Raw genomic sequence first — 24,772 nt, forward strand, 5'->3', positions numbered from 1 at the left:
TCGATTCCGGATGGAATATGGACCGGTCTGTGAGACTCGCTAATTGGTGTCGTCGCACGGGCGAATTCCGATCTTGATGGCAGAATCGCCGATATGGCACATTCCCGCGCTGGAACATTGGCCCTGCCCGAAGACCTCGTCGACGTGGAGGCACTCGAGCGTGCCTATTACGACAACGTCCCAGATCCGTCGGACCCGTTGCAGCAGGTCGTGTTCGGGACCTCCGGTCATCGGGGTTCGAGTTTCGACACCGCATTCAACGAGGCGCACATTCTCGCAACGACGCAGGCCATCGTCGAATACCGGCGCGGCGCCGGAATCACGGGTCCGCTGTTCATCGGTTTCGATACTCACGCTTTGTCGATACCGGCGTGGCGGACCGCGCTCGAGGTTCTCGCGGCCAACGAGGTGTCGGTGCTGACCGCCGAGGACGACTCGTTCACCCCGACGCCCGCGGTCAGTCGGGCCATCCTGACGTTCAACAAGGACAACCCCGGCGTGCTCGCCGACGGCATCGTGGTGACGCCGTCGCACAACCCGCCCCGCGACGGTGGGTTCAAGTACAACCCACCGACCGGAGGTCCGGCCGACACCTCCATCACGTCGGTCATCGCCGCCCGCGCCAACGACCTGCTCGGGGCGAAACTCGACGGCGTCAAGCGGATCCCCTTCGAACGAGCCCGATCCAGCGAGTACATCCAGGACTATTCGTTCCTGCTCGACTACATCGAAGGCCTCGGCGACGTCGTCGACATGAAAGCAATCCGTGACGCCGACATCCACATCGGTGCCGATCCGCTCGGTGGTGCGTCGGTCGGGTACTGGGCCCACCTCGGGCTGCGCTACAACCTCGAACACCTCACCGTCGTCAATCCGACCGTCGACCCGACGTTCTCTTTCATGACGCTCGACACCGACGGCAAGATCCGGATGGACTGCTCGTCGGCGAACGCGATGGCGTCGCTGATCTCCGCGCGCGACTCCTTCGACATCGCGACCGGCAACGACGCCGACTCCGACCGCCACGGGATCGTCACGCCCGACGCCGGCCTGATGAATCCGAACCACTACCTCGCGGTGGCCATCGACTACCTGTTCACGCATCGTCCGCAGTGGTCGGAGCAGGCGGCGGTCGGCAAGACGCTGGTGTCGTCGTCGCTGATCGACCGGGTGGTCACCGGGATCGGGCGGCCGCTGCTGGAGGTGCCCGTCGGTTTCAAGTGGTTCGTCGACGGACTGCTCTCCGGACGCGTCGCCTTCGGTGGCGAGGAGAGCGCCGGGGCGTCGTTCCTCATGTTCGACGGCACGCCGTGGTCGACCGACAAGGACGGCATCATCATGGCGCTGCTCGCCTCGGAGATCTTGGCCGTCACCGGAAAGACGCCGTCGCAGCGGTACGCCGAACTCGCCGAGCAGTACGGGGAGACCTCGTACGCCCGTATCGACGCGCCCGCCTCGCGCGAGCAGAAGGCAGTGCTGTCGAAGCTGTCGCCGGAGCAGGTCAAGGCCACCGAACTCGCCGGTGAACCGATCTCCGCGATCATGACGACCGCGCCCGGCAACGGGGCGGCGATCGGCGGTCTGAAGGTCACCACCGAGAATGCGTGGTTCGCCGCCCGACCGTCGGGAACCGAGGACGTCTACAAGATCTACGCCGAATCCTTCAAGGGCCCTGAGCATCTCGCGCAGGTGCAGAAGGAGGCGCAGCAGGTCGTCGACACCGCGCTCGGGAGCTGATCAGCCGCCAGCGGGAACGCCGATCGCCAGGCCCACCAGATAGGTGGCGCCGGCGGCGATCACGCCGAAGCAGAGCTGTCGCAGCGCGCCGCGGACGATCGGATGGCGGGTGACGTAGGCGGCGACGCCTCCGGCGATGAGCAGGCCGACGGCTCCGACCGACAGGCCGAGGATCAATGAGGAGAACCCGAGCAGGTAGGGGATCAGCGGGACGACGCCGCCGATGCCGAACATCACGAACGACGAGATCGCTGCCACCCACGGCGACGGCTTGTCCGACGGGGCGACGCCGAGTTCCTGGGTGATGTGGACGTCGACCGCACCCTCGGGGTCCCGATGGATCTCGTGCGCCGCGGTGGTCGCGGTCTCCTCGGTCATACCCATCTCGGTGAACATCTCGACGAGTTCGTTGAGTTCCCCACGGGGATTCTTCGCGATCTCGGAGCGCTCGACATCCACCTCGGCGTCGAGTTGCTCGTTCTGCGTCGACACCGAGGTGAACTCGCCGAGGGCCATCGAGAACGCGCCCGCGATCAGCCCGGCGACACCCGACAGGACGATCGTGTGCGCACTGGCCCCCGCCCCTCCGACGCCGGCGACGAGGCTGATGTTGGTGACCAACCCGTCCATCGCGCCGAATGTCGCCGCGCGCACCCGGCCGCCCGAGACGTCCGGATGCTCATGGCTGATCGGGTTCATTTCCTCGTCGACCTCGCTGTTGGTCACCCGGCGAGCGTAACGACGCATGTACCGGTGCGCTGGGCGAGCCTCATCCTGCTGATCGAGCAGGTGGCGGGCTTAGCGAGTAGTCGCATGAAAAAGTCCCCATCGACACGGCACGCAATCGGTGCCGGTTCGGTGCAGCTACTCAGCCGTTTATCAGCGCTGCGCGGATATTGTCGTTACGTGAGCGAAAAGCGTAAGTCGGGAGCCTCCGTGCCCCGTGCCACCACGTCGAAGTATCAGCCGAGCGCGCCGTCGAGCACGATGACCTACGTCCTCGGGGGGATCGCCATCCTGGTGATCGCGGGTCTGGTCATCGGTGGCATCTGGTGGAGCGGCCGCGACAAGGGCACGGCAGACCAGTCCGCGCTCGCCTCGAGTTCGACGATGATCGTCGGACCGGAGAACGCGCCGCTGATCGATGTCTTCGAGGATCCGCTGTGCCCGGTGTGCAAGATGTTCGAGCAGCAGTCGGGACCCGCGATCACCGCCGCCGTCAACGAGGGCAAGCTCCGGGTTCGCTACCACACGCTCAACTTCCTGGACTCGAAGTCGGCGACCGGAGACTTCAGCTCGCGGGCAGCGGGTGCGCTGACCTGTGTGGCGCAGGAGCAGAACACCGAACTGTTCTTCCGCTTCCACAGTGCTCTGTTCGCGGCTCAGCCACCCGAGGGCGCCGGCGACATCTCCAGTGCCGGACTCGCGCGACTGGCGACTGACCAGGGAGCGACTCCGGCGACCGCCGAGTGCATCACCGGCAACGAGAAGGTCGGGCAGGCGAAGGCGAACGCCGCCACGTCGAGCGACGAACTCAAGAAGGCGGCCGGCCAGGTGGGCACCCCGAGCGTGCTCCACGACGGCAAACCCGTCGAAGGACTGCTCGACGGCACCGGCTGGCTCGACGGAATCCTGTCCGGCAACAAGTCCTGATCCGAGGGGACCGGGCCCCGCAATGGGCCCGGTTCCTGCGGATTTGGTCGCCGTCGAGGCAGTGGTGTAACTTTCACAGTGCCCTTGAACAGGGCGGAACAAAAAATACGGGGCTATGGCGCAGCTGGTAGCGCACCACACTGGCAGTGTGGGGGTCAGGGGTTCGAGTCCCCTTAGCTCCACCGAATATCGGGAAGTAACCGCAGGTCAGATACCACGACCGCGCCGGACACGGACCGAATACACATAGCAAATACACGGGAGGCATGAAAGCCCAGCATGACTGGGTTCATGCCTCCCCGTTCGTGCACCGACCCGAGTTCAAGGTCGGCGACCGCGTGCGGATCGCGCGGCTGGGCGATGCTGGCCGGGCGGCGTCCACGCACTACATGTCACAGACTGCGACTCCAGCGGCGATCGGTTTCGATGTGCTCTCTCTCGACGGTCGAGAGCAGACCGATGTCATGCTCGAGCTCCGCTGAGAGCTGGAGGTGGACAGGAGGCCACGGAAGTGGCGTTCCGCCGACCGTGCCGACGTGAAGTGAACCGTCCTGGGTCGGATGGAGACCTGGTTTAGGCCACCTCCGCTTCGGAGGCGACGGTCTCACGGTAGCGCGTCTCGTACTCGACCGGCGGGCAGTAGCCGATTGCCGAGTGCAACCGTTCGGTGTTGTACCAATGCACCCATGCGGCGGTTTCGCGTTCGACCTCGGCTCGTCCGGTCCAGGATCGCTGGCGGTCGATGAGTTCGCTCTTGTACAACCCGATCGTCGATTCCATCAACGCATTGTCCAGGGCATCGCCAACTGAGCCGATCGAGCCGGCCAGGCCGGAGTCGCGTAGCGCCTCGGTGAAGACGAACGAGGTGTATTGACTTCCCGCATCGCTGTGATGAATCAAACCTGTTGCAGTAAAGGAGAAGTCGGTCCTTCTTCGGGTGAACAGGGCCTGCTCGAGAGCGCTGGTCACCAGCGGTGTCGTCTTGCTCGTCATCACCCGCCAACCCAGGATCCGTCGCGAGTACACATCGACCAGAAACGCTGTGTAGACGAATCCCGACAGCGTCCAGCAGTAGGTGAAATCCGCCACCCACCACTGGTCCGGACGCGACGGCAGCGACCACTGCCGATCCACTAAATCAGGATGGCGCGGCGCGCGATCATCACGCTGGGTTGTGCTTGTGCGGTGCTTGCCGCGCACGACTCCGGTGATGCCGCAGATCTCCATCAGCCGGCCTACCTGATCGCGGCCCATCACCCGGCCCTCACGGCGCATCGTGTGCCACAGTTTACGAACGCCGTACACGCCGCGATTACGCTGAAACGCCTGGTAGACGGTATGAGCGTCGTACGCCTCGGCCATTTGTGTTGCCGAGACCGGACCCGCGTGTTTGCGGGCGTAGTAGGTGGATGGGGCGATCTGCACGCCGTGCTCGGTCAGCACTCGGCAGATCGGGGCGACCCCAAACCGGCCCTTGTGAGCGTCGATGTAGTCGACGATCACCGCAGTCGGCGGTCGACCTCCGCCGCTGCGAAAAACGCCGACGCGGTCTTCAAAATCTCGTTTGCCCTGCGTAATTCGGCGTTCTCCTTGCGAAGCGCAGCCAGTTCGGCGTCCTGTTCGCCCACCGTCGTCGTTCCCCGTGTGGTGACAATCGGCTTATCCTTCTCGATCCAGTTGCGCAACGTTGCCTGGTTGATGTCGAGCAGCGCGCCTACATGCTCGCGGGCGGCGAGTTTCGCGCCGCCGTGCTCGGCGAGGTGGTCGTGATACATCCTCACAGCCCGCTCGCGGGTCTCTGGATCGAACTTCCTTGGTGCAGCCATACCGGCATTCTCCTGGTGAGATCACGGTCTCCACCAGACCCAGGACGGTTCAAAGAGACTCCTGTTCGACGATGACCAGTAGCGAGGTCTACACGGGGGCGGGGGTTAGGAACGGAGATCGACTCGGAGTATCTCGCCGTGTGCACATCCTCGGCCGCGGCGCGCAGCACGTCACGATCGGTCACCCGGTCATGGAACCATCGACGCCGCGGCTACGTCCAAATCAATCTCCATGACCTCGCGCATCCGCATCTGCATTTACCGGCCGCTCTTCCGACACGGTCGGACGCTCCGTGAGGGTGCTACGTTTCCGAAATGTTCAAGAATCCGATCGAGAAACTGTCACTGGCTGCCGCCAAAGCCCGGCAGAACGGAGACACGTGCTTCGTGCCCGAGATACCCAACGCCTCGAATTTCGCCCCGGCCATCTCCGCCATCGAGGCGCAGGGGTGGAGGCTCGAGCACTGGGACGTGGGGTCGGCGGTATCTGGATTCATCAGCGCATATCCCGTGTTTCGCCGGGCTTAGCTGGAAACCGTCCGACCGACGGTGGAACCGGCGGCGCCGCGACTGCGTAGGGGTTCGAGTCCCCTCAGCTCCACTCGAAAAGGCGGGTCAGACTTTCTGGTCTGACCCGCTTTTGTCGTTTCCGGGTCTGGTCGGTGCGCATCACCCGACGAGTCCGACAGCCGACCAGTTGCGCTCGCACCCACCCATCTGCGGCAGCACCGCCATTTCCGTGCCAGGTACATCGGCACGGATTCGATGGTGCAGGTAAGCCTAACCTTGGTTAGTATAGGCTTTCCCGAATGTCGAAGATGCCCGTTCCGATGACGCCGAGGCGCTGAGCAGCGCTTCCCCGTCGCCGCCTGCTTGTCCTGGAGTCCAGATGGCTGCCCGCCCCCGTCCGTCCACCCCTGCCGCGAACCTGTCGCGCCGCGACCTCATGCGCTCGATGGGGGTTGCCGCGCTTGCCCTGGGCGCCCTGGGTGTCACCGCGTGCTCGAGCCGTGAAGCCGTCTCCGAGACCGCCGGCACCGGCGCCGCGGGCGGTCCGATCACCGTTGTCGACCAGTACCAGAACACGGTCACCTTCGACACCCCGGTCGGCCGTATCGCGTCGACGATCATCCCGGTTCCGTCGATGATCATCGGTTCGGACCAGTCCACCGTCCGCAACGTCGGCGTCAACGAGGTCGCGATCTCGATGGCGTCGAAAGGCATGTTGGGCACGATGTTCCCGGCGTTCCTCGACACCCCGGTGGTGGCCGGCAACGACTTCGTGCCGAACGTCGAGCACATCCTGAGCCTCAACCCCGACGTCGTGATCCAGTGGGGCGACAAGGGTGACGACATCGTCGCGCCGCTGCGTAACGCCGGATTGAAGGTGCTGCTGCTCAAATACGGCACCCAGGAGGATCTCGAGGCGTGGATCTCGATCTTCGGGGAACTGCTCGGCAAGAAATCGGAGGCCGACGCGGTCCTCGCGACGATGGCCGCCGACCGCAAGACCGTCGAGAAGGCGGCCGCAGCCCATGCCTCGGCGGCTCCGCGCGTGATGTACATGTACAACGCGCCTGACCTCAAGGTCGGCGCCGACAACAGCTACATGGACTTCTGGATCAAGCTGGCCGGCGGCAAGAACGTTGCCTCGGGTGCGGGTAAGGGCTCGAGCTTTGGTGTCACCCGAGAGCAGATCCTGGGTTGGGATCCCGAGATCGTGATCCTCGGCAACTTCGAACCGACGACACCCGCCGACATCTACGCTGATCCCCGGTGGTCGTCGTTGTCGGCGGTGAAGAACAAGCGGGTCTACAAGGCCCCGCTCGGCGGTTTCTCCTGGGACCCGCCGTGCTACGAGTCCAACCTGATGTGGATGTGGACCAACTCGGTCTTCTTCCCCGACGTCGACCACCAACTGCGCGGGCGCATCCGCGAGACCTACCGGACGCTGTACGCATACGACGTAACCGACGCCGACATCGATCGAATCCTGCACATGCCGGTCAACGCGGGCAGCGCGGACTATGACGACTTCCGCGCCTGATCTCGTCGTCGAGCCCGAGAAGACGCGTGCGTCGACGCGCATCGTGGTGCCGCTGGTCCTGACCATCGGCATCGTTGCGGTGGGCCTGATCTCGCTGTCGGTGGGCCGCTACACCGTTCCGGTCAACGAGGTCGCCCGCATCCTCGTCAACGAGGTGATCGCGTTGCCCCGCACCTGGACCGAGGCGGAGACCAACGTGGTTCTGGGCGTGCGACTTCCGCGCGTCCTGCTCGCCATGCTCGTCGGTGGTGGGCTGGCCCTGGGCGGCGCGGCACTACAGGCGGCGTTCCGCAATCCTCTGGTGAGCCCGCAGATCCTCGGGGTGTCCTCCGGGGCGTCGTTCGGCGGTGTCCTCGCGCTCATCTTCGGGCTCGGATCGGCTTTCCTCGTCGGTGGGGCGTTCCTGTTCGGTCTGGTTGCGCTCGGCATGGTCCTGCTGATCGGGCGCACGCGGGCGGGCGGGCCGATCCTCACCATCGTGCTCGGCGGTGTGGTCACGAGCGCCTTCTTCTCGGCGCTGGTCTCGTTCATCACCTACGTCGCCGACCCGTACACGACGCTGCCGTCGATCGTGTTCTGGCTCATGGGTTCTCTGGCCACGGCCGACATGGGGAAGGTGCTGATCGCCGCCATCCCCATCCTCATCGGCACAACGGTGCTGATCGGGCTGCGCTGGCGGATCAACATCCTCTCGCTCGGCGACGACGACGCGACCGCGCTCGGACTGAACCCGGGACGGCTGCGCGCGGTGTTGCTGACGATGGTGGCGTTCATGACCGCCGGTGCCGTGGCGGTATCGGGGGTGATCGGCTGGGTCGGCCTGGTCGTCCCGCACATGGCCCGGCTGTGGGTCGGACCCGACCACCGGATCTCGATGCCCACGACGTTCGTCCTCGGTGCCGCATACCTGACGATCATCGATACCTTGTCGCGCACCATCAGTGCCGGGGAGATCCCGCTCGGTATCCTCACCGCGATCATCGGTGCCCGGTCTTCGTTCTGCTCCTGAGCAACTCGCGCAGACAGGCGTTCATCGATGGCTGACCACAGCGCCCTGGAATTACGGAACGCCGGCTTCCATTACCCGCGCTGCGACTGGGTGTTCCGGAACGCCAACCTGCGCATCGACGGAGGCATCACCTCCATCCTCGGCCCCAACGGGCAGGGCAAGACCACGCTGCTGCGCTGTATCGCCGGCTTGACGCGGTTGTCCGAGGGCACGGTCACCCACGACGCCGCGATCGGTTATGTCCCGCAAGCGAGTGCGTCGAACTTCGCCTACTCGGTGTTCGACATGGTCCTGATGGGGCGGGCCAAGAAGGTGTCGGCGTTCGCCACCCCCAGCCGTGCCGACGCCGCACGCACCCGCGAGATCCTCGAGCGGGTCGGGATCGCCGAACTGGCGACGCGCAGCTTCGCGGAACTGTCCGGCGGCCAGCGCCAGCTCGTGCTGATCGCACGAGCGCTGGTGTCCGACTGCAACTTCCTGATCCTCGACGAACCGGTCTCGGCCCTGGACCTACGGAACCAGGCCCGCGTGCTCGAGCTACTGCGGAATCTGGCGACCGAGGGGATGGGCATCCTGCTCACCACCCATCACCCCGATCACGTCCTACACCTCGGCGGGCGCGCCGTGGTGATGCGTTCGGTCGACGACATCCGCGTAGGGTCCGTTCCGGAACTCGTCACCGACGATGTGCTCAGCGAGCTGTACGGAATCGACGTGGTGAGTACGACCGTCGACGACCGCGGCGGCCCCCGCACCGTTCTCTACACCCGATATGACACGTTCGCGGATACAGCCCCCGCGGCGCCCTCCCTACAGAAAGTATCTCGATGAGTACCGAACCGACTGCGCCGCAGTCACTTCCACCTGTTCTGCATCTGACCATGGGATCGAACGCCGGCATGTCCGGCGGCACCGACGTCTCGGCTCAGGTCACGCCCGTCGACCTGTACTCGCTCGACGAAGTGGATCTGACCACCGTCCGCGGGCTGCTGGTCAACGGCAACTGCGACCAGATCTTCCTCGAACGACGTCGCGACCTGCTCGCCGAGTTCGTCACCGCCGGTGGCCGGGTCGCGATCATGGGGCATCCCCTGACCCGTTTCCTGCCCGGCCTCGGCAAGTGGCGCAAGCTGCAGTACTTCGGCCCCAAGGACCTCGCGATCGTCTCCGGCGACGCGCATCCCGTGTGGGAGGGAGTCGATCCGGTCGACGTCAGTTTCCGACGCGGGGTGTCCGGCTTCTATGCCCGTGGCTACAGTGACAAGCTGCCGGAGGGGGCGGTGGTGGCAAACCGCATCGGCCGCAACGCACTTCCGGTCGACTACGTGTATCCGCTCGGCGCCGGCCAGGTGCTCGTCCACGGTGGCCTCGATGTCGGTGTCTACCAGGAGGACCCGAACACCTCCGCACGAATCTTTCCTCAGCTGCTCACGTGGCTCGCCCAGCAGGAGGCCCAGGTATGACCACGACCACCGATCCCGTCGCCGAACCCTTCGCCCGCACCGACCGCGCGCCGCGCTCGCGCCGGCGCCTGGCGTTCGTCCACGGCGGCTCGCACTTCCATCTGCAGACGCTGAAGGACCCGGCGGTGATCGCGCATCAGCCCGAGTTCGTCTACCTCGGTGATCTCGCCGACGGGGATCTCGACGCGTTCGACACCGTCGTGCTCGCCGACCGGCTTCATCCCGAACTCGTTCGCAAGCACACCGCGCAGCTCCTCGCGGTACCTCAGCGTGGCGGAACGCTCGTCGTGCTCGGTGAGAACGCCGCCCACACCTGGCTTCCGGGCGTCTCGTGGAGTCCTCGTCCGACCAACTTCTGGTGGTGGCTGGAGGGCTCGGACCCGTTGATCCGTACGCGTAACCCCGAGCACGAGGCGTGGGAGTACCTGTCCACCAAGTCCGTGATCTGGCATCACCACGGGTTGCTGCACAACGAGGCCGACGTCGTGCCGCTCGTGGTCGCGGAGGAGCCCGATGAGACCGGTGCACGCGCCGACGCGGGCGCGATCCTCTACGAGGACACCGTCAGCACGCCGGGCCGGATCATTGCCACCACCCTGGACCCCACGTACCACCACGGCAACAACTTCATGCCTGGTTCGACGCGGTTCCTGTACTCGCTTTTGAGGTGGCTGGACAACACCGGCAGCTGATCGTCGGGGAGTGTCTCGGTCGCCAGCACCGGCCATGACTCGTTCCGGTACTCACAAGGACACCGCGGCAACCGCGACGAGGACGAATGCCGCGACGATGATCGCCACCCTGAGGTAGTGGAGGTTGTCCCAGCGTCGAGTCTGTTCGCGCCAGTCTTCTGGATAGGAGTCGACGGTCCAGCTCGCCGATCGGTTGTTGATCGGTACGAGCAACGTGATCGACATGATCACGCTGGCCGCCAGGAGAGCTGCTGCCACGAGTGCTGCGGTCGACGCCGTCGTTCCCCATGTCATTGCGGCGAGCGCGCCGGTGAGGAGCAGCGAGCCGAAGTACCAGAACGGCATCGCCCGGCCCATCATGCGCGCCCCGTGCGATCTGGCCGCCATCGACGCCGGAGCGGGCAGAGCCAGTGTGATCGGATTGATCACGAAGGCGACCGAGAGTTCGACGCCGACCATGAGTCCGACGACGACGGTGGTGATCACTGAGAGAACGGTGGGCATGACGGCTCCTTCTAGCGGCACTAGAATTTCTAGTACTGCTAGACTAGGCCTGGTTGCGACCGCTTGCAATGGAGGAGGGCCGATGGCCGAACAGACCCCGCGCCAGGAGCGCTACGAGGAGCGGCGGCGTTCGATTCTCGAGGCCGCGCGTCGGCGTGCCGACGACGAGGGATGGCCCGCCGTGACCACGAGGCATCTCGCCGAGGCCATCGGGTACTCCCAGCCGGTGCTCTACGGGCACTTCCCGGGAGGCAAGGCGGAGATCATGCTCGCCGTCGCGTTCGAGGGGTTCGTCGAGGTCACGCGACGGTGTCGCGCGGCGCTGAGCGGAGGTGACGGCGGAGGGGCGGTGGCGTCGGTCGCCAACGCGTATCTGGACTTCGGGCGTTCTCATCCCGCCGTCTACGAGGCCATGTTTCAACAGGCCATCGACGCCGAATTCGCCAGTGCTGACACGCCCGCGGACCTGCGGGCGGGGTTCGACGTCCTCGCCGAGGCCATCGGGGATGACGCACACGGAGCCGCGACGGAGACGTTCTGGGCCGCCCTACACGGTATTCACCTGTTGGAACGCGCCGGTCGTATGCGGGCCGAGAATCGTGCGGCGCGTGTGGCAGAGCTGGCGGTGCGGTACGCAAAGCGCTAGTCTCACATGCCCATTGGACGGTCTGGTGATCACACGGCGTCGCTGCGCCGACCCATCTCTTTGACCACCCCGGACGGGTCCCACTGCAGGCGCCCCTTCTGGAAGTCCTGCGCGAGTCCGCCGGTGCCGTTGTCGTACTCGTCGGATATCGGCCAGCCCAGGGGTCCGGTCTCGTGGCCTTCCGCCGCCCAGCGTCTGCCGATGACACCGCGCACCGGGAAACCGTCGTGCCCGTAACGGCGGTACAGGGTTCCGCCTTCGAATGCCTGGATGTCGCCGACGCCGGGCACGACGGTGTGGCGCAGCGTCGGGTAGCCGAGGAATCCGGTCTCGTAGCCGTACTGCGCGTGGGTCTCCATCAGGTGCGCCGGAACGGCCGTAGCCTCGCCGTTCCGCACATCGGGATGCCAGTAGATGGAACCGTTGGCGAACCGGGCGAACCGTCCGATGCCGTCCGCGGTCGGGAGCTCCCCATGTGTGAGCCGGGCGCCGATCCAGGCACGGGCAACGACGGCTTCGGCGTCGATCTCGTTCTCCACGGGTACCGGTGGGCCGCCGGTGATGAGGCGGGCGACCTCGGCCCGGAACGACACCATGTCGAAGTTCGGGTCGATCTTGCCCTCCGACGACCACTCCTTGTGACCGACGCAATCCGACGCGGGTCGGCCGATCCGACGTAGGATCGCCGCACAGCCACGCCGGTAGGCATCCATCTGCGCCGCCGGCCAGGCCTGACCCACGCCGTTGTTCACGCCCTCGATCCCGATGACATGCCAGTTCGCGTTGTCGGTCGGCCAGCCCGGATGGGAACCGGCCCCCGCATGCCACGCCACCCCGACGGCGATCACCCGGAACGTGCCGTCGCGCTCGAGGACGAGTTGCGCGAGAGGCCCCGGCAGGCCAGGCCTCCCGCTCTGCACGACCCGCCAGTCGTCAGGGCCGCCGCCTGCGGTGTGGTGGCACATCACGCCGCGCAGGTCGCGGAAGTCCCCGTGCCCGCGGCCGCGCCAGCCGGCGTGTTCGATCACCTTCAGGCCCTCGGCACGCAACACGTCGGCCAGCCAGATCGGGTCACCGGTCCATGCCACCGGGGTCACCTCCTCGACGCGACTCTCCGAAAGTCCACCGTTTCAATGATTTTCGCTGTTGATTCGAGCCTACGCCGACGTCTGGATCGGTCCGGGGACTCGGACGCGACCGCTGGTCAGCCCCCGGTCGGGCGCGGGCTCTACAGTGGCTGGGTGGTCGAGTCAGCAGTCATCCGGGTGAGTGCGGTGGTCCTTCGGGATTCCACCGGCGCAGTCGTGACCGTGCGTAAGCGCGGCACCACCCGATTCATGTTCCCCGGGGGCAAGCCCGAACCCGGCGAGAGTGCGCTACAGACCGCGATCCGGGAGTGCCGGGAGGAACTCCAGCTCGAGCTCGACCCCTCCCAGCTGCAGCCGCGCGGCGACTATCGGGCCGTCGCCGCCAACGAGGACGGATTCGACGTCGAGGCGGCGGTCTTCGTCTGCTCGACGCCGCTGGATCGGGATGCGGGCGCCTTGAGTCCCGCGGCCGAGATCGCCGAATTGCGCTGGCTGCCGCTCGACGGCTCGGTGTTGCCCTCGGATCTCGCGCCGCTGACCGAGTGTGTACTTCCTGAACTGATGTGAGGATGCATACGCGAACTAGCGCTTGTGATCTGAGGCAGCAGTTCTACTACAGGGTGAGTCGCAGCGTCAGGGACTGTCCGACGCAGGCGGTTCCGGATCGGCAAAAGGTTGGGCCACGGTCAAGGACAACAACCCGGGTATCGCGCGCTGTATGTCGTCCGGGGAGATGGTCGGTAGGCCTTCATGCCCGTGGATGTAGCCGATCCCGGCGTACACCAGGACACCGGACAACAGGCGGGCCTGTCCCGGGCCCATCGCGAACTCGCCCAGGATGGCCTCGACTGCCTGGAAGATCTCCGTGTCGATGTTGCGCACCGTGTCGGCGATGTTGGCGTTGCTGCGCGCCCGGCTACGGATGGCGCGTTCCACCGTCAGATGATCCTTGCCGATCAGCATCGTCGACAAAGCGATCAGGCGGCCGTCGGGCGGCATCTCGGAGAGCTCGTCCACGTCGGTGATGCGTCGACGGTTCTCCTTCTGCCAGCGCACGGCCATCGCTTCCCACAGGGCGTCGAGGTCTCTGAAGTGCCAGTAGAAGCTGCCCTTGGTGACTCCCAGCGTCCTGCACAAGCGGGAGATCGTGACCCCGTGTTCACCTCCGTCTTCGGCGGTGAGGAGCACGAGTGCGGCGTCTACCCAGTCGGTGGCGCGCAGGCGTGAGCTCCGACGGGACTCGGGCATCTTCTGGGCGATCCTCTCCGGTCGGCGCGGACGACGCTCGTGACCGAGTACACCACGACGACCAGCGACGACCCGGCATTCGAGGGTTGCACCGAGCTGTGTCGGCAGAACCATACCGGTGGTATGGTTCATCGATTTCGAGTCGTCCGGGGTAAGGGGATCGCGTGGGGCAGAGGATCAATCGTCGGCAATTTCTGTGGGGGACAACCGCCGCGGCCGCGTCGGCTGCGACGGCGGGCCGTCTCGGCGCCCCGCCGGCAGTCGGGGATCCGCTGCCGGCCGCGAAGCTGCCGCCCATCAAGCTGCCGACCATCTTCCATTCACCGGAGATGGCTCCGTACGTCGACGACCTTCCCGTGCCGCGCACGATCACCTCGTCGCCGTCGCAGCCGATCGAGATCATCGCCCGTACCACCAGCAACCGGTTCCATCGCGACCAGCCGAAGGTGCCGACGATGGCCTACAACGACGAGTCGTACCTGGGGCCGACCATCGAGGCGCATGTCGGCGAGCAGACCACCGTGCACTATCGCAGTGAACTCGGAAAGCACGTCTTCGCAGCGGATCTGGACACGTCACTGCACGGTGTCTCCGAACGGTATCGCGATGAGCCGGTCACCTCGATGCATCTCCATGGCGGCGTCACCCCACCCCAGTTCGACGGCAACCCCGAACGGCTGATGCTGCCGCATCACGGCACGGCGCTGTTCGAGTTCCCCAATCGTCAAGAGGCCGGCCACCTCTGGTATCACGACCATGCGATGGCGATCACGCGCGCCAACGTCTACGCCGGACTCGCCGGGATGTACTTCCTGCGCGACGACCACGACACGGGTACGCCCCAGAACCCGCTGGGTCTTCCGTCCGGTGAGTACGAGATCCCACTCATCTTGCAGGAGAAGATCTTCCGCGCCGACGGGCATCAGTCACTGCGCTCGACGCCCGTGGTCCCCCAGGGGATGTGGGAGGGAGGAGCGGTCGGCGACCGCGGCCTGGTCAACGGCAAGGTGTGGCCGAAAACGACGGTGGCCCGCGGGCTGTACCGTTTCCGGCTGATCAACGGGGCGTCGTTCTCGGTGTGGAATCTCTTCTTCTCCAACCGCATGCGCTTCTGGGTCATCGGCAACGAAGGCGGCCTGCTCAACGCGCCGGTCCCCACCCGATCGTTCCAGGCGGCGCCCGGCGAGCGCTTCGATCTCCTGGTCGATTTCAGCTCATTGGCGCCCGGGGAGACCGTGGATCTGTGCAACGATCTGGTACCGCCGTTCCAGGCGGCGATGCTCGGCGAGGTGGCGATGACGCGGTTCTGCCGTTTCATCGCCGGCGCAGCACGCGGCGAACGCCGGGGCGTCCCGACGACGCTGAGGGGCGGTCGGGGACGCCCCGCCCGAATCCCGCCGATCGCCACCCCGCAGCGCGTCCGGAAGGTCAGCGTCTCCCAGCCCTATGAACTGCGTGTCGCACCGGCCATCATGTCGTTGAACAACCTGCGCTACTCCGACCCCCAGATAGAGAAGCCGCGGGCGGGCACCACCGAACGCTGGGACATCATCAACATCACCCCGGACCCGCATCCGGTCCACCTGCACCTGGTCATGTTCCGCATCCTCGGACGACGGCCCCTGCGCACCGTCGAGTACCAGGCGGCGAACCCGCAGCCGCCGATCGGTACCCGCTGGGCGCCGGATCCGAGCCGCTTCTACGCCGGACCGATGCGGGGGCCGGCCGCCTGGGAAGCGGGTTGGAAGGACACCGTGCACGCCACCGACGGGCACGTGACCTCGATCGTCGTGCGCTTTCCGACGGCCGATGAACTGGGGTTCGACCCCGACGCGATCTTCTCGTCCGATCCGACGAAGTCCTGGACACGCCCGTCATCCGGTGAGGCGGCGGCCCGGCCGGCACCGGCGTCGCACCACAACCACGTCGGTGCGACGCCTGCGCACGGCATGGTCACCAAGGATCTCCAGGGGTACGTCTGGCACTGTCACATCCTCGACCACGAGGATCACGACATGATGCTGCGATACCGGGTGGTGCCCTGACCGGGGGCGGTCGCTCCCGGTGGCCTCAGCCTCGGCGCTTGCGGCCCCACAGCAGGTAGATCGCCGGCGCGATCCCGGCGGTCGAACCGAACGACAGGCCGATCATCCAGGCACGCTTGGGGCCGTTGATCTCCTCGGGCCGCCGTCCGGCCAGATCCCGCAGGGCCCACACGCGGGTTCCGGCATCGACTGCAGCGACGGCCACGATGGCGACCTTCGCGGTGGGGGACAGCTCTTTCCAGCTCTTCTTCGACTTGCTCATGGACGAGAATCCTAGCGGTGGCCGTTGGTGGGTCCGCCGAGCTCGCGTCAGACACGTCCTCGCAGAATCAGATTCCAGTACAGGCGGGGAAGCACGTAACGGTCGAACGCCCAGGCGCTGCGACGTGGCTTCAGGGGATCGACGAAGGACGGCAGCGACGAGGCCACGTTTCCGTCCCGGTCGAATTCTGCCGCGATGAGGCGATGCGACGCGGTCGTGATCGGGGCGACGGTGTATCCGTCGTAATCGCGCATGGTCCCGCCGTCACGTGCGGCGAGAACGTTGTCGGTCAGGATCTCGACCTGCCGACGGAGTCCGCCTCCGGACGGATCGGTGGCGATGGCGGCACCGTCGCCGATCGCCCAGACCTCAGGATGGGTGCGATGACGGAGGGTGTGCGGATCAATGTCGATGAGTCCGTGCTCCTGGTCCCCGGCGAGTCCCGACTCCTCGATCATCGACGGGCCGCGGAAGGGCGGCACCACATGCAGCATGTCGAACTCCAGCTCCTCGGTGTGGTGAGCCGACGTCGCAGTGACCCGCCTGCCGCCGGGATGTAACTGCACCCCGGTATCCAGGAGGACACGGATTCCGAGCTCGTCGAGACGGGCGAACAGGCGGGCGTCGAGGTTGTCGACGCCGAGCAGAGCCGGGCGGTCCACGACCAGGGTGATGTCGAGCGTCGGGAGGATTCCGGTACGTTCCCAGTGCGCGGCGGCGAGGAACAGCGGCTTGAGGGTGGTGCCGGTGCAGCTGACCGGGGATCGCGGCACCGTGAACACCGCTCGACCACCGCGCGGCATCGATGTCACCAGCTCCCAGGTCTTCGCCGCTCGATCGAGGTAGTTGCTGGTCACCGACGGGTCGTCGATCGTCTCACCGATGCCGGGCATCGCGTCCGAGTCGGGTACGAGACCGACCCCCAGGACCAGGTCTCGGTACTCCACGACGATTCCCGACGCACACCGGAGCGTCCGTCGGACGGCATCGACCGACGTCACCGAATCCCGCAGCCAGGTCGCAGATTCCGGGGTCACCGAACGCTGGGTGCGCTCGGCGTCGCGGAGGGTCGCCTGTCCGCCACCGACATAGGACAGCAACGGCCGGTAGGTGTGGACGGCTTGGGGCTCGATGATCGCGACGTCGGGGGCGCCGCGCCGGATCAGGCGTGCTGCGGCACTGATGCCGGCGTTGCCGCCGCCTACGACGACGACGTCGAACCGGCGGGTCTCGCTGGATGTGGTCATGGCCGCGGGTACCCGGTGGAACCGCCGGGAAACTGCACGGGTCCGCCGAAGTCACCGCACGTAGCGCAGGAAGACGTCGTCGCCGTGCGGGACGGCGTGCTTGAGTCGGAATCGACGAGGGGTGTCGAGCGGGCTGCGCACAGCGGCGGCGGGGTCGGTCACCGGGTTGCCTTCGGCGGTCACCTGGGGTGCCATCGTCACGCAGAACTCGTCGACCAGGTCGGCTTCGGACAGCTTGTCGAGCAGGCTCGGGCCACCTTCGCAATTGATGCGTCGCAAGCCTCGGGCGCGCAGTTCGGCGATCGCGGCGGTCAGATCGATGCTGTCGTCACCGAGCGCGATGATCTCCGCTCGACCCCGCACCGCGGAGGTGTCGGCCTGTGCCGAGGTGATGACGATCGGACGATGTTCGGGCGGAACGTCGAGCGACCGCTCGGGCAGTGTGCAGGTCAGCGTGACGATCGCCAGGCGCGGGATGTCCGACGCCCCTGGCCACCGGTTGCGCGAGCGTAACTCGGTCAGTTCGTCGGACAGGGTAGGGGGACCGTACTTCTCGACGCGTGCGGTGGCGGCTCCGACGAGCACGACATCGGACAACGCGCGGAGAGCGTGGAAGAGGGCGCGGTCGGCCGGCGAGGACAGCGGGCCGACACGGCCGCGGAAACTGACCGAGCCGTCGATGCTCATGACCATGTTGGTGCGGAGTCCCTCGGGGAAGTCGGCGTAGAGACGTTCGGCGAAGGCCGGGGCGTCGAAGCCGGTGCCGTTCTGCACGTCGGTCTGGTCGCTCATGCGTCGTGTCCCGGCTCGATGTGGCGGGTGTCGGCGAAGCTGACCCACGAATCCCGCTCGGGATCGTCGACGAGTATCGCGCCATCGACCGGTTCGACGATGTGCGCCGTGTGGTCGCCGACATCGATGCGGTCGAGAATGCGTGCGCCGAACCACATCTCCGAGTCCTCGAGGATCGGCAACCCGTGCGGTCCCGCCGACCATCGGCAGCGCTCGAACTTGTCGATCTCGTCGCCGGTCTGTCCCCCGAACAGTTCCGCGAGTTCCCGGTGATCGCTCGGTATCAGGTGCACCGCGAGATACTCGGCGGCCGTCGCGACACCGTGCGTGTGATTGGCCTGGGAGATCCCGATCAGGAAGCGTCGTGGGTCGATGCTCGTCTGGGTGGCGAACCCCACGAGACATCCCGAGCGTCGACCTTCGGTGACGGTCGTGATCACGAACACCGGGTAGTCGATGACTTCGACCATCTTGTCGAAAGCGTCCGTGCCGACCACATCCACCTCTTCCTCTCGCGGTACGCAATGCCGTGAGTTGGTACCCGGTCGGTGGAGGTCTCAACCCTGCGGAATTCGGACGGCACAGCACAACCGCCACCTCCGCGGTCGAACCGCCGGGCTGCACCTGGCGTTCCCGCGCGGAGATGGCGGCTCTGAGCGTCGAGCTACGCGGCGTCGGCGATCTGCTGACGCTGCGCGGTGTACATCTCGGCGAGGTTGCTGGTCACCTCGGAGCTGACCGACGGTGCGCTGTCACTGAAGGTGTTGTGGGACACCGAGAACGAGACGCCGCGCTCCTCGCCGACGACCAGCGTGCCCACCATGTGGACCTCGATGTCGGAGATGGAGAACTGACCGGTCATCCGGACGGCCTTGTAGTCGCCGCTGATGGGCAGGGTCTGCTCGTCGAGTTTCATTGCCACGGGGATGGTCTCGCCGTCCTCTTCGAGGTTCAGCGTGAAGGTCTCGCAGGCGGAGAGGATGTCGTCGAAGTCGTCGTAGCCACCACCGGCAGGCTTGGTCACGTCGGCGCTGTACTGGTCGAGGCCGAAGAACACCTCGCCGCCGTCGACGGTCTCGGAGAGTTCTCGCTGCGCGAAGTCGGCGCTGGTGTCCGGGGTGTTCACCAGTTGCGCGCACTTCTCGTTGTCGACGGTGGTGCCGTCGTCGTCGGACTGCTCGGTCTCCAGCGTGAATTCGCCGGTGATGTCCGGGAATTCGGACTCCGGCAGCAGCATGGCGACAGCCGACGCGGTCGGCACCTTCGGCTCGTCGGAGCTGTTGTCACCGCCACCCAGCGTGAACGCCAGGACGACGGCCACGACGACGATGAGCACGAGCAGGAGTCCGCCACCGCCGATGAACCACCACTTCTTGCCACCGCCGGACGACGGGGGCGGAGGCGGTTGCTGACCGTAGGGTTGCTGACCATAGGGCTGCTGACCGTACGGTTGTTGCTGCCCATAGGGCTGTTGCCCGAACTGGCCGTAGGGTTGCTGCTGCGCATAGGGCTGCTGGCCATACGGCTGCTGGCCGGGGGGTTGCTGGCCATACGGCTGCTGGCCGGGCCCGGGTTGTCCACCCTGCGGGCCGAGCCGGGTGGGCTCGTTCGGATCGTAGGGACTGCCCACGATTGGCTCCTTCTCTCAGCGGAACACGACCCACGGCTCGCGGCGGTCGTCGACTCGGGGAGAGTACCGCGCACACTGACGCCCTCGGCGGTGTCCGAGAAAAACGAATCGTGAGTGATGCCTGGATTGTCGCTGCAGGTCAATGCTGGTTCCGGGCTGCGGCGTGACCGTGTCGATCCCGACCGTTGCCACCGCGCGACGCATGCCGTATTTCATGCAGTCGAATGAGGATGTCGACCCGTGGCCGCGGGCGGTCCTCGAACTGAGGGACGCGGAAGGTCAATTCTTGGCATGAGATCGGTGAACCCGCAGACACCGCAGGGGCCACTGCGCTCCACTCGGTAGGCGGTGGTTGGGACCGGCTCGGCGCTGCCGTGCCTGTAGTCGACGAGCCGGGCGAAGGAGACACGGTCTCATGACAGCAAGTACTCCACGCCGGTTGCTCGCCGAGTTGTTCGGCACCTTCTGGTTGGTCTTCGGCGGTTGCGGCAGCGCGATCTTCGCTGCCAAGTACGTCGCGAGCGCCGGCGATGACAGAGACACCCTCATCCAGCTGGGCATCGGGTTGCTCGGCGTCGCGCTGGCGTTCGGATTGACGGTCGTCACGATGGCCTACGCCGTCGGGCATGTGTCGGGCGCGCACTTCAACCCGGCAATCACGCTCGGTGCGGTGGTCGGCGGCCGCCTACCGGTCAAGGATCTCCCAGGCTACTGGGTCGCGCAGGTCGCCGGCGGCCTGCTCGCCGGCACCCTGTTGTACGTCATCGCCAGCGGGAAGCCCGGATTCGAGGCGACCGGAAACATGGCGGCCAACGGTTACGGCGACCACTCGCCGAACAACTACACCCTGCTCGCCGTCCTGATCGCCGAGGTGGTCCTCACCGCGTTCTTCCTGCTCGTCGTACTCGGCGCCACCGACGACCGGGCTCCAGCGGGATTCGGCCCGCTGGCCATCGGTCTGACGCTGACGCTGATCCACCTCGTCTCGATCCCGATCAGCAACACCTCGGTGAACCCGGCACGTTCGACGGCGGTCGCGTTCTTCAACGGGAACGGTGCCCCCGGCCAGCTGTGGTTGTTCTGGCTTGCCCCGTTGCTGGGCGGCCTCATCGGCGGCATCCTGTATCCGCTGATGTTCCGGAACGGAAAGTTCGCGCTGGGCAGGGCGCCCGACGAGCCGGCCCCCGCTCCGGGTCCGGGGGAGCCCCGGGGCTGACCGGGCACGGCCGAGGTCATCGGTGGTGCGACCATTGACCGATGACCGCAACTCTCGTCGCCAAGGATGTCGCGGGCGGATACGCCCACCGCGTCCTGTTCGATCACCTCGACCTCACCGTCGCTCCCGGCGATGTGGTCGGGGTGGTCGGAGCGAACGGGGCGGGCAAGACGACGCTGCTGCGCGTCCTGGCCGGCGACCTCGCGCCGCTGGCGGGATCGGTGTCGCGGGCACCGTCGGACGCTTTCGTCGGCTGGCTTCCGCAGGAACACGAGCGGATTCCGGGTGAGACCGTCCGCGAGTACGTCGGGCGTCGCACCGGATGCACGGCCGCCACGCAGGCGATGGACGCTGCCGCCGCGGCACTCGCCGACGACTCGGCCCCGGACGATGCCGCCGACGTCTATGCCGCGGCGCTCGACCACTGGCTCACCACCGGTGCCGCCGACCTCGACGAACGACTGCCGGCGGTGCTCGCCGACCTCGGCCTCGCCACCGATCTCATCGACCCGGACACCACCCCCATGACCGCGCTGTCCGGCGGCCAGGCGGCCCGGGTGGGACTGGCGGCATTGTTGTGCTCCCGCTTCGACGTCGTGTTGCTCGACGAGCCGACCAACGACCTCGACCTCGACGGCATCGCTCGCCTGGAGGAGGTCGTCGCAGGCCTCCGCGGCGGCGTCGTGCTGGTCAGTCATGACCGAGAGTTCCTCGCGCGCAAGGTGACCCGGGTCCTCGAACTCGACTCGGCCCAGCACACCAACACCGTGTACGGCGGCGGGTACGAGAGCTACCTCGAGGAACGCGAGGTGGCGCGACGACACAAGCGCGAGGAGTACGAGGAGTTCGCCGCGAAGAAGGCCGATCTGGTGGCGCGGGCGCGCACGCAACGGGAATGGTCGAGCCAGGGGGTCCGCAACGCGATGCGCAAAGCGCCCGACAACGACAAGATCCGACGCCGTGCCGCGACCGAATCCAGTGAGAAACAGGCGCAGAAGGTCCGGCAGATGGAGAGCCGGATCGCGCGCCTGGACGAGGTCGCCGAACCGCGCAAGGAATGGGTCCTCGAGTTCACCATCGGCTCGGCGCCGCGATCGAGCTCTGTCGTGTCGACGTTGAACAACGCCGTTGTGCGCCAAGGCGATTTCGTGATGGGGCCGGTCTCGATTCAGGTGAACGCCGGGGAGCGCATCGGGATCACCGGGCCCAACGGCGCCGGCAAGTCGACGCTGCTCCGGCTCCTCCTCGGCCACCTCGAACCCGATTCGGGCTCCGCGCAACTCGGTGCCAACGTCGCGATCGGTGAGATCGACCAGGCGCGTGGGCAGTTCACCGGTACGACGCCGCTGGCCGACCGCTTCGCCGAACTCGTACCCGACCACACCATGGCCGACGTTCGGACGCTGCTGGCCAAGTTCGGCCTGCGCGCCGACCATGTCGATCGGGCGGTCGGCGAGCTGTCGCCGGGGGAGCGCACCCGGGCCGGGCTGGCGTTGCTGCAGGCTCGAGGCGTCAACGTGCTGGTGCTCGACGAGCCGACCAACCATCTCGATCTCCCGGCGATCGAGCAACTCGAGTCGGCGCTCGACTCCTACGACGGTGCACTGCTGCTGGTCACCCACGACCGGCGGATGCTGTCGAACGTCCGCGTCGACCGGCATTGGCACGTCGAGCGTGGTCGCGTCACCGAGCAGTGACGCGTTGGGCCTGGTCCTCGCCGAGGGTGGCGTAGACCGGTCGACCTCAACTCGGGGCACAGACTTCGGATGAAGTCTGTATGTCGGGCTGAAGTCTGGCGGTGCCGCGGTGACGCATGACGAGTACTGGCGTAGGGGTTGACATACAACCGTTTGGTTGTATGTTGGAGGTGTGGCCGGAACCACTGGCACATCGCCAGACGAGGAGGACAGGGCCGACGCCCTGTTCCACGCGCTGTCCGATCGCACCCGTCGCGACATCCTGCGACGCGTGCTCGCCGGTGAACACTCGGTCTCGGTACTCGCCGCGAAATACGACATGAGCTTCGCGGCAGTGCAGAAGCATGTCGCCGTGCTGGAGAAGGCGGGCTTGCTGACGAAGCGTCGTCAGGGGCGCGAGCAACTGGCCAGTGGCGATGTCGCCGCGGTGCGTTCGGTGGCCTCCATGCTCTCCGAACTCGAACAGGTGTGGCGCGGCCGTATCGCGCGCATCGACGACCTGCTCTCGCTCGAAACACCAACAACTGCAACACCATCGGAGGAATGACCAATGCCTGTCATCGATGTGACCCCGGACCTCGACGCCCGCACGATCACCATCAACGCCGAGTTCGCCGCCCCCGTCGAACGCGTCTGGCAGATCTACGCCGATCCGCGTCAACTCGAGAAGATCTGGGGCCCACCGACCTATCCCGCGACCTTCGTCGACCATGAGTTCAAGCCGGGCGGCAAGGTCACCTACTACATGACCAGTCCCGAAGGTGAGAAGTTCGGCGGTTACTGGAAGGTCGAATCAGTCGACGAGCCACACGGTTTCACGTTTCTCGATGGGTTCGCCGACGCGGACCTCAACCCGCTCACCGACATGCCCGAGTCGCGTAACTCGTACGCGTTCGTGGAGAAGGACGGCAAGACCGTCGCCACCTACATCAGCACCTACGACTCCGCCGAAGCGCTCCAAAAGGTGCTCGACATGGGCGTCGTCGAAGGTGCTACCAGCGCGATCAACCAGATCGACGAGTTCCTGAAGTCCTGACGCGTCAGATGTTCGAGTCCAGGGACGGGAACCCGTCGGGCAGTTCGGCGGCCGGCGTGTCGCCGAACGTTCCCGTCTTCACGTCCAGGCCGTGCGTGTAGGCGGCCATCGAGATCGAACCGGCCGCGTGGCCGTCGACGAGCAGATCGAGCGGCGATTCCTGTGCGAGACCAGCGATGTAGAGAAGCGGCAAGTAGTGATCCGGTGTCGGCACCGAGTTGTCGAAGTCGGGATGGCCGTCGAGGCTCAAGACGTCAGAGGGGTTGTCCTGCAGTACTTCACGGGCGGCGTCGTCGAACCGATGGGCCCAGTCGTAACCGGTGTCGGCCCTGGCGAAATCGATCGCGTGCAGATTGTGGACGATGTTGCCGCTGCCGATGATGAGCACGCCCTGCTCGCGAAGCGGCGCGAGTTTGCGGCCCAGCTCGTAGTGATGCTCGAAGTCCTTGAAGGCGTTGAGCGACAACTGCAGAACCGGGATCGAGGCGTCGGGGAACGTGTGGACGAGCACCGACCAGGTGCCGTGATCGATGCCCCAGCTGTCCAGATCGTGGCCGCACCACGTGGGTTTGACGACGTCGGAAACCATCTCGGCGACCTCGGGGTCGCCGGGAGCGGGGTACTCGACGTCGAAGAGGTCCTGCGGAAACCCGTAGAAATCGTGGATGGTGCGCGGGCGGGGCATCGCCGTGACCGCCGTCGCATTGGTGTACCAGTGCGCCGAGATCACCAGGATCGCCCGCGGCTTCGGAACCGCCTGCCCCAGCGCTCGCCACGCCTCGGTGTACCGGTTGCGCTCCAACGCGTTCATCGGATTGCCGTGTCCGATGAACGCGGCCGGCATCGTCGGTGGGGCAGTGGTCATGGTCGCCGCCTCGGGTCGCGCTGGTCGGGTCACCGGCGACGCTACGCCACGCGTTCCCGCGTGGGCTGT

General features: G+C 66.3%; 27 protein-coding genes, 1 tRNA gene and 1 other annotated feature. Of the genes, 17 read left to right on the top strand and 11 right to left on the bottom strand.

The features are described 5' to 3' along the window. Window positions 1-93: 93 nt before the first annotated feature. Entirely contained in the window at window positions 94-1,737 is a 1,644-nt protein-coding gene (gene pgm, locus C5O27_RS10260) for a phosphoglucomutase (alpha-D-glucose-1,6-bisphosphate-dependent) (protein ID WP_127962641.1), read from the top strand. Here the strand turns inward: pgm and C5O27_RS10265 are convergent, their stop codons facing one another. Beyond that, the gene (locus C5O27_RS10265) at window positions 1,738-2,436 is read right to left on the bottom strand and encodes a VIT1/CCC1 transporter family protein (RefSeq protein ID WP_035751337.1); all 699 of its coding nucleotides are present in this window, start codon (window positions 2,434-2,436) and stop codon (window positions 1,738-1,740) included. Between the two features lie 207 nt (window positions 2,437-2,643). Between C5O27_RS10265 and C5O27_RS10270 the strand changes: the two genes are divergently transcribed. From C5O27_RS10270 to C5O27_RS10280, 3 genes are all read left to right on the top strand, one after another. Next, window positions 2,644-3,390: a DsbA family protein gene (locus C5O27_RS10270; RefSeq protein ID WP_127962642.1), complete on the top strand. Its 747-nt coding sequence runs from the start codon at window positions 2,644-2,646 to the stop codon at window positions 3,388-3,390. A gap of 109 nt (window positions 3,391-3,499) precedes the next feature. Continuing rightward, window positions 3,500-3,572, top strand: a tRNA-Ala gene (locus C5O27_RS10275). An 84-nt stretch (window positions 3,573-3,656) separates the two neighbouring features. Then, complete coding sequence (locus tag C5O27_RS10280; protein ID WP_127962643.1) at window positions 3,657-3,872, top strand: hypothetical protein; 216 nt, start codon at window positions 3,657-3,659, stop codon at window positions 3,870-3,872. A 91-nt stretch (window positions 3,873-3,963) separates the two neighbouring features. Here the strand turns inward: C5O27_RS10280 and C5O27_RS10285 are convergent. Beyond that, window positions 3,964-5,216, bottom strand: a protein-coding gene (locus C5O27_RS10285; protein ID WP_127962644.1) for an IS3 family transposase whose coding sequence is annotated in 2 segments (ribosomal slippage) — window positions 3,964-4,922 and window positions 4,922-5,216 — 1,254 coding nt in all. Because the reading frame shifts where the segments join, the coding sequence is not laid out codon by codon here. After that, window positions 4,801-4,932 (bottom strand) — a sequence feature (AL1L pseudoknot). (Overlaps the previous gene by 132 nt.) 315 nt (window positions 5,217-5,531) lie before the next feature. Here C5O27_RS10285 and C5O27_RS10290 point away from each other — a divergent pair. The 6 genes from C5O27_RS10290 (at window position 5,532) to C5O27_RS10315 (ending at window position 10,427) form a co-directional block, all read left to right on the top strand. After that, window positions 5,532-5,744, top strand: coding sequence for a hypothetical protein (locus tag C5O27_RS10290; RefSeq protein WP_127962645.1), 213 nt, complete (start codon window positions 5,532-5,534; stop codon window positions 5,742-5,744). 361 nt (window positions 5,745-6,105) lie between these two features. Continuing rightward, the gene (locus tag C5O27_RS10295) at window positions 6,106-7,263 is read left to right on the top strand and encodes an ABC transporter substrate-binding protein (RefSeq protein ID WP_127962646.1); all 1,158 of its coding nucleotides are present in this window, start codon (window positions 6,106-6,108) and stop codon (window positions 7,261-7,263) included. Then, complete coding sequence (locus C5O27_RS10300) at window positions 7,244-8,272, top strand: FecCD family ABC transporter permease (RefSeq protein ID WP_425269604.1); 1,029 nt, start codon at window positions 7,244-7,246, stop codon at window positions 8,270-8,272. Before C5O27_RS10295 ends, C5O27_RS10300 begins: the two co-directional genes overlap by 20 nt. Before the next feature lie 27 nt (window positions 8,273-8,299). Next, window positions 8,300-9,103, top strand: coding sequence for an ABC transporter ATP-binding protein (locus tag C5O27_RS10305; protein ID WP_006360829.1), 804 nt, complete (start codon window positions 8,300-8,302; stop codon window positions 9,101-9,103). Further along, a complete protein-coding gene (locus C5O27_RS10310) occupies window positions 9,100-9,735 on the top strand; it encodes a hypothetical protein (RefSeq protein ID WP_075863853.1) in 636 nt (211 codons plus the stop codon). Before C5O27_RS10305 ends, C5O27_RS10310 begins: the two co-directional genes overlap by 4 nt. After that, window positions 9,732-10,427 carry a hypothetical protein gene (locus C5O27_RS10315; protein WP_127962647.1) on the top strand — a complete coding sequence of 232 codons (696 nt, stop codon included), beginning with the start codon at window positions 9,732-9,734 and terminating at the stop codon, window positions 10,425-10,427. Before C5O27_RS10310 ends, C5O27_RS10315 begins: the two co-directional genes overlap by 4 nt. Window positions 10,428-10,478: 51 nt before the next feature. On the opposite strand, the gene C5O27_RS10320 is transcribed toward C5O27_RS10315, so the two are convergent. Beyond that, on the bottom strand, window positions 10,479-10,931 hold the full coding sequence (locus C5O27_RS10320) for an anthrone oxygenase family protein (RefSeq protein WP_006360832.1): 453 nt from the start codon (window positions 10,929-10,931) through the stop codon (window positions 10,479-10,481). 82 nt (window positions 10,932-11,013) lie between these two features. On the opposite strand from C5O27_RS10320, the gene C5O27_RS10325 reads away from it, so the two are divergent. Next, window positions 11,014-11,577, top strand: coding sequence for a TetR/AcrR family transcriptional regulator (locus C5O27_RS10325; protein WP_127962648.1), 564 nt, complete (start codon window positions 11,014-11,016; stop codon window positions 11,575-11,577). A 29-nt stretch (window positions 11,578-11,606) separates the two neighbouring features. On the opposite strand, the gene C5O27_RS10330 is transcribed toward C5O27_RS10325, so the two are convergent. After that, on the bottom strand, window positions 11,607-12,665 hold the full coding sequence (locus C5O27_RS10330; protein ID WP_050918776.1) for an N-acetylmuramoyl-L-alanine amidase: 1,059 nt from the start codon (window positions 12,663-12,665) through the stop codon (window positions 11,607-11,609). A gap of 153 nt (window positions 12,666-12,818) precedes the next feature. Here C5O27_RS10330 and C5O27_RS10335 point away from each other — a divergent pair, with 153 nt between their 5' ends. Continuing rightward, complete coding sequence (locus C5O27_RS10335) at window positions 12,819-13,232, top strand: NUDIX hydrolase (protein WP_006360835.1); 414 nt, start codon at window positions 12,819-12,821, stop codon at window positions 13,230-13,232. Window positions 13,233-13,298: 66 nt separating this feature from the next. Here the strand turns inward: C5O27_RS10335 and C5O27_RS10340 are convergent, their stop codons facing one another. Continuing rightward, complete coding sequence (locus tag C5O27_RS10340) at window positions 13,299-14,045, bottom strand: TetR/AcrR family transcriptional regulator (RefSeq protein WP_244216624.1); 747 nt, start codon at window positions 14,043-14,045, stop codon at window positions 13,299-13,301. A gap of 32 nt (window positions 14,046-14,077) precedes the next feature. Here C5O27_RS10340 and C5O27_RS10345 point away from each other — a divergent pair, with 32 nt between their 5' ends. Continuing rightward, window positions 14,078-15,958: a multicopper oxidase family protein gene (locus C5O27_RS10345; RefSeq protein ID WP_127962649.1), complete on the top strand. Its 1,881-nt coding sequence runs from the start codon at window positions 14,078-14,080 to the stop codon at window positions 15,956-15,958. Window positions 15,959-15,983: 25 nt separating this feature from the next. Here the strand turns inward: C5O27_RS10345 and C5O27_RS10350 are convergent, their stop codons facing one another. The 5 genes from C5O27_RS10350 to C5O27_RS10370 all read right to left on the bottom strand — a co-directional run bounded on the left by C5O27_RS10350 (window position 15,984) and on the right by C5O27_RS10370 (window position 19,889). Next, on the bottom strand, window positions 15,984-16,220 hold the full coding sequence (locus C5O27_RS10350) for a hypothetical protein (RefSeq protein ID WP_006357366.1): 237 nt from the start codon (window positions 16,218-16,220) through the stop codon (window positions 15,984-15,986). A gap of 47 nt (window positions 16,221-16,267) precedes the next feature. Further along, window positions 16,268-17,467: an NAD(P)/FAD-dependent oxidoreductase gene (locus C5O27_RS10355; protein WP_127962650.1), complete on the bottom strand. Its 1,200-nt coding sequence runs from the start codon at window positions 17,465-17,467 to the stop codon at window positions 16,268-16,270. Between the two features lie 51 nt (window positions 17,468-17,518). After that, complete coding sequence (locus tag C5O27_RS10360; RefSeq protein WP_127962651.1) at window positions 17,519-18,259, bottom strand: pyrimidine reductase family protein; 741 nt, start codon at window positions 18,257-18,259, stop codon at window positions 17,519-17,521. Beyond that, a complete protein-coding gene (locus tag C5O27_RS10365) occupies window positions 18,256-18,729 on the bottom strand; it encodes a flavin reductase family protein (protein ID WP_208651485.1) in 474 nt (157 codons plus the stop codon). Before C5O27_RS10365 ends, C5O27_RS10360 begins: the two co-directional genes overlap by 4 nt. A gap of 194 nt (window positions 18,730-18,923) precedes the next feature. Then, a complete protein-coding gene (locus C5O27_RS10370; RefSeq protein ID WP_127962653.1) occupies window positions 18,924-19,889 on the bottom strand; it encodes a hypothetical protein in 966 nt (321 codons plus the stop codon). Between the two features lie 415 nt (window positions 19,890-20,304). Between C5O27_RS10370 and aqpZ the strand changes: the two genes are divergently transcribed. From aqpZ to C5O27_RS10390, 4 genes are all read left to right on the top strand, one after another. After that, a complete protein-coding gene (gene aqpZ, locus C5O27_RS10375; protein ID WP_127962654.1) occupies window positions 20,305-21,105 on the top strand; it encodes an aquaporin Z in 801 nt (266 codons plus the stop codon). Between the two features lie 41 nt (window positions 21,106-21,146). Beyond that, window positions 21,147-22,802 (top strand): ABC-F family ATP-binding cassette domain-containing protein, encoded by a 1,656-nt coding sequence (locus C5O27_RS10380; protein ID WP_127962655.1) that lies wholly within the window; start codon window positions 21,147-21,149, stop codon window positions 22,800-22,802. A gap of 172 nt (window positions 22,803-22,974) precedes the next feature. Next, window positions 22,975-23,349, top strand: coding sequence for an ArsR/SmtB family transcription factor (locus C5O27_RS10385; protein ID WP_006357373.1), 375 nt, complete (start codon window positions 22,975-22,977; stop codon window positions 23,347-23,349). Window positions 23,350-23,352: 3 nt separating this feature from the next. Continuing rightward, window positions 23,353-23,838 (top strand): SRPBCC family protein, encoded by a 486-nt coding sequence (locus C5O27_RS10390; RefSeq protein WP_006357374.1) that lies wholly within the window; start codon window positions 23,353-23,355, stop codon window positions 23,836-23,838. A gap of 4 nt (window positions 23,839-23,842) precedes the next feature. On the opposite strand, the gene ygiD is transcribed toward C5O27_RS10390, so the two are convergent. Next, on the bottom strand, window positions 23,843-24,682 hold the full coding sequence (gene ygiD / locus C5O27_RS10395) for a 4,5-DOPA-extradiol-dioxygenase (protein ID WP_462433822.1): 840 nt from the start codon (window positions 24,680-24,682) through the stop codon (window positions 23,843-23,845). Window positions 24,683-24,772 lie beyond the last annotated feature (90 nt).

It is taken from the genome of Gordonia alkanivorans (assembly GCF_004011905.1).
Classification (GTDB): Bacteria; Actinomycetota; Actinomycetes; order Mycobacteriales; family Mycobacteriaceae; genus Gordonia; species Gordonia alkanivorans.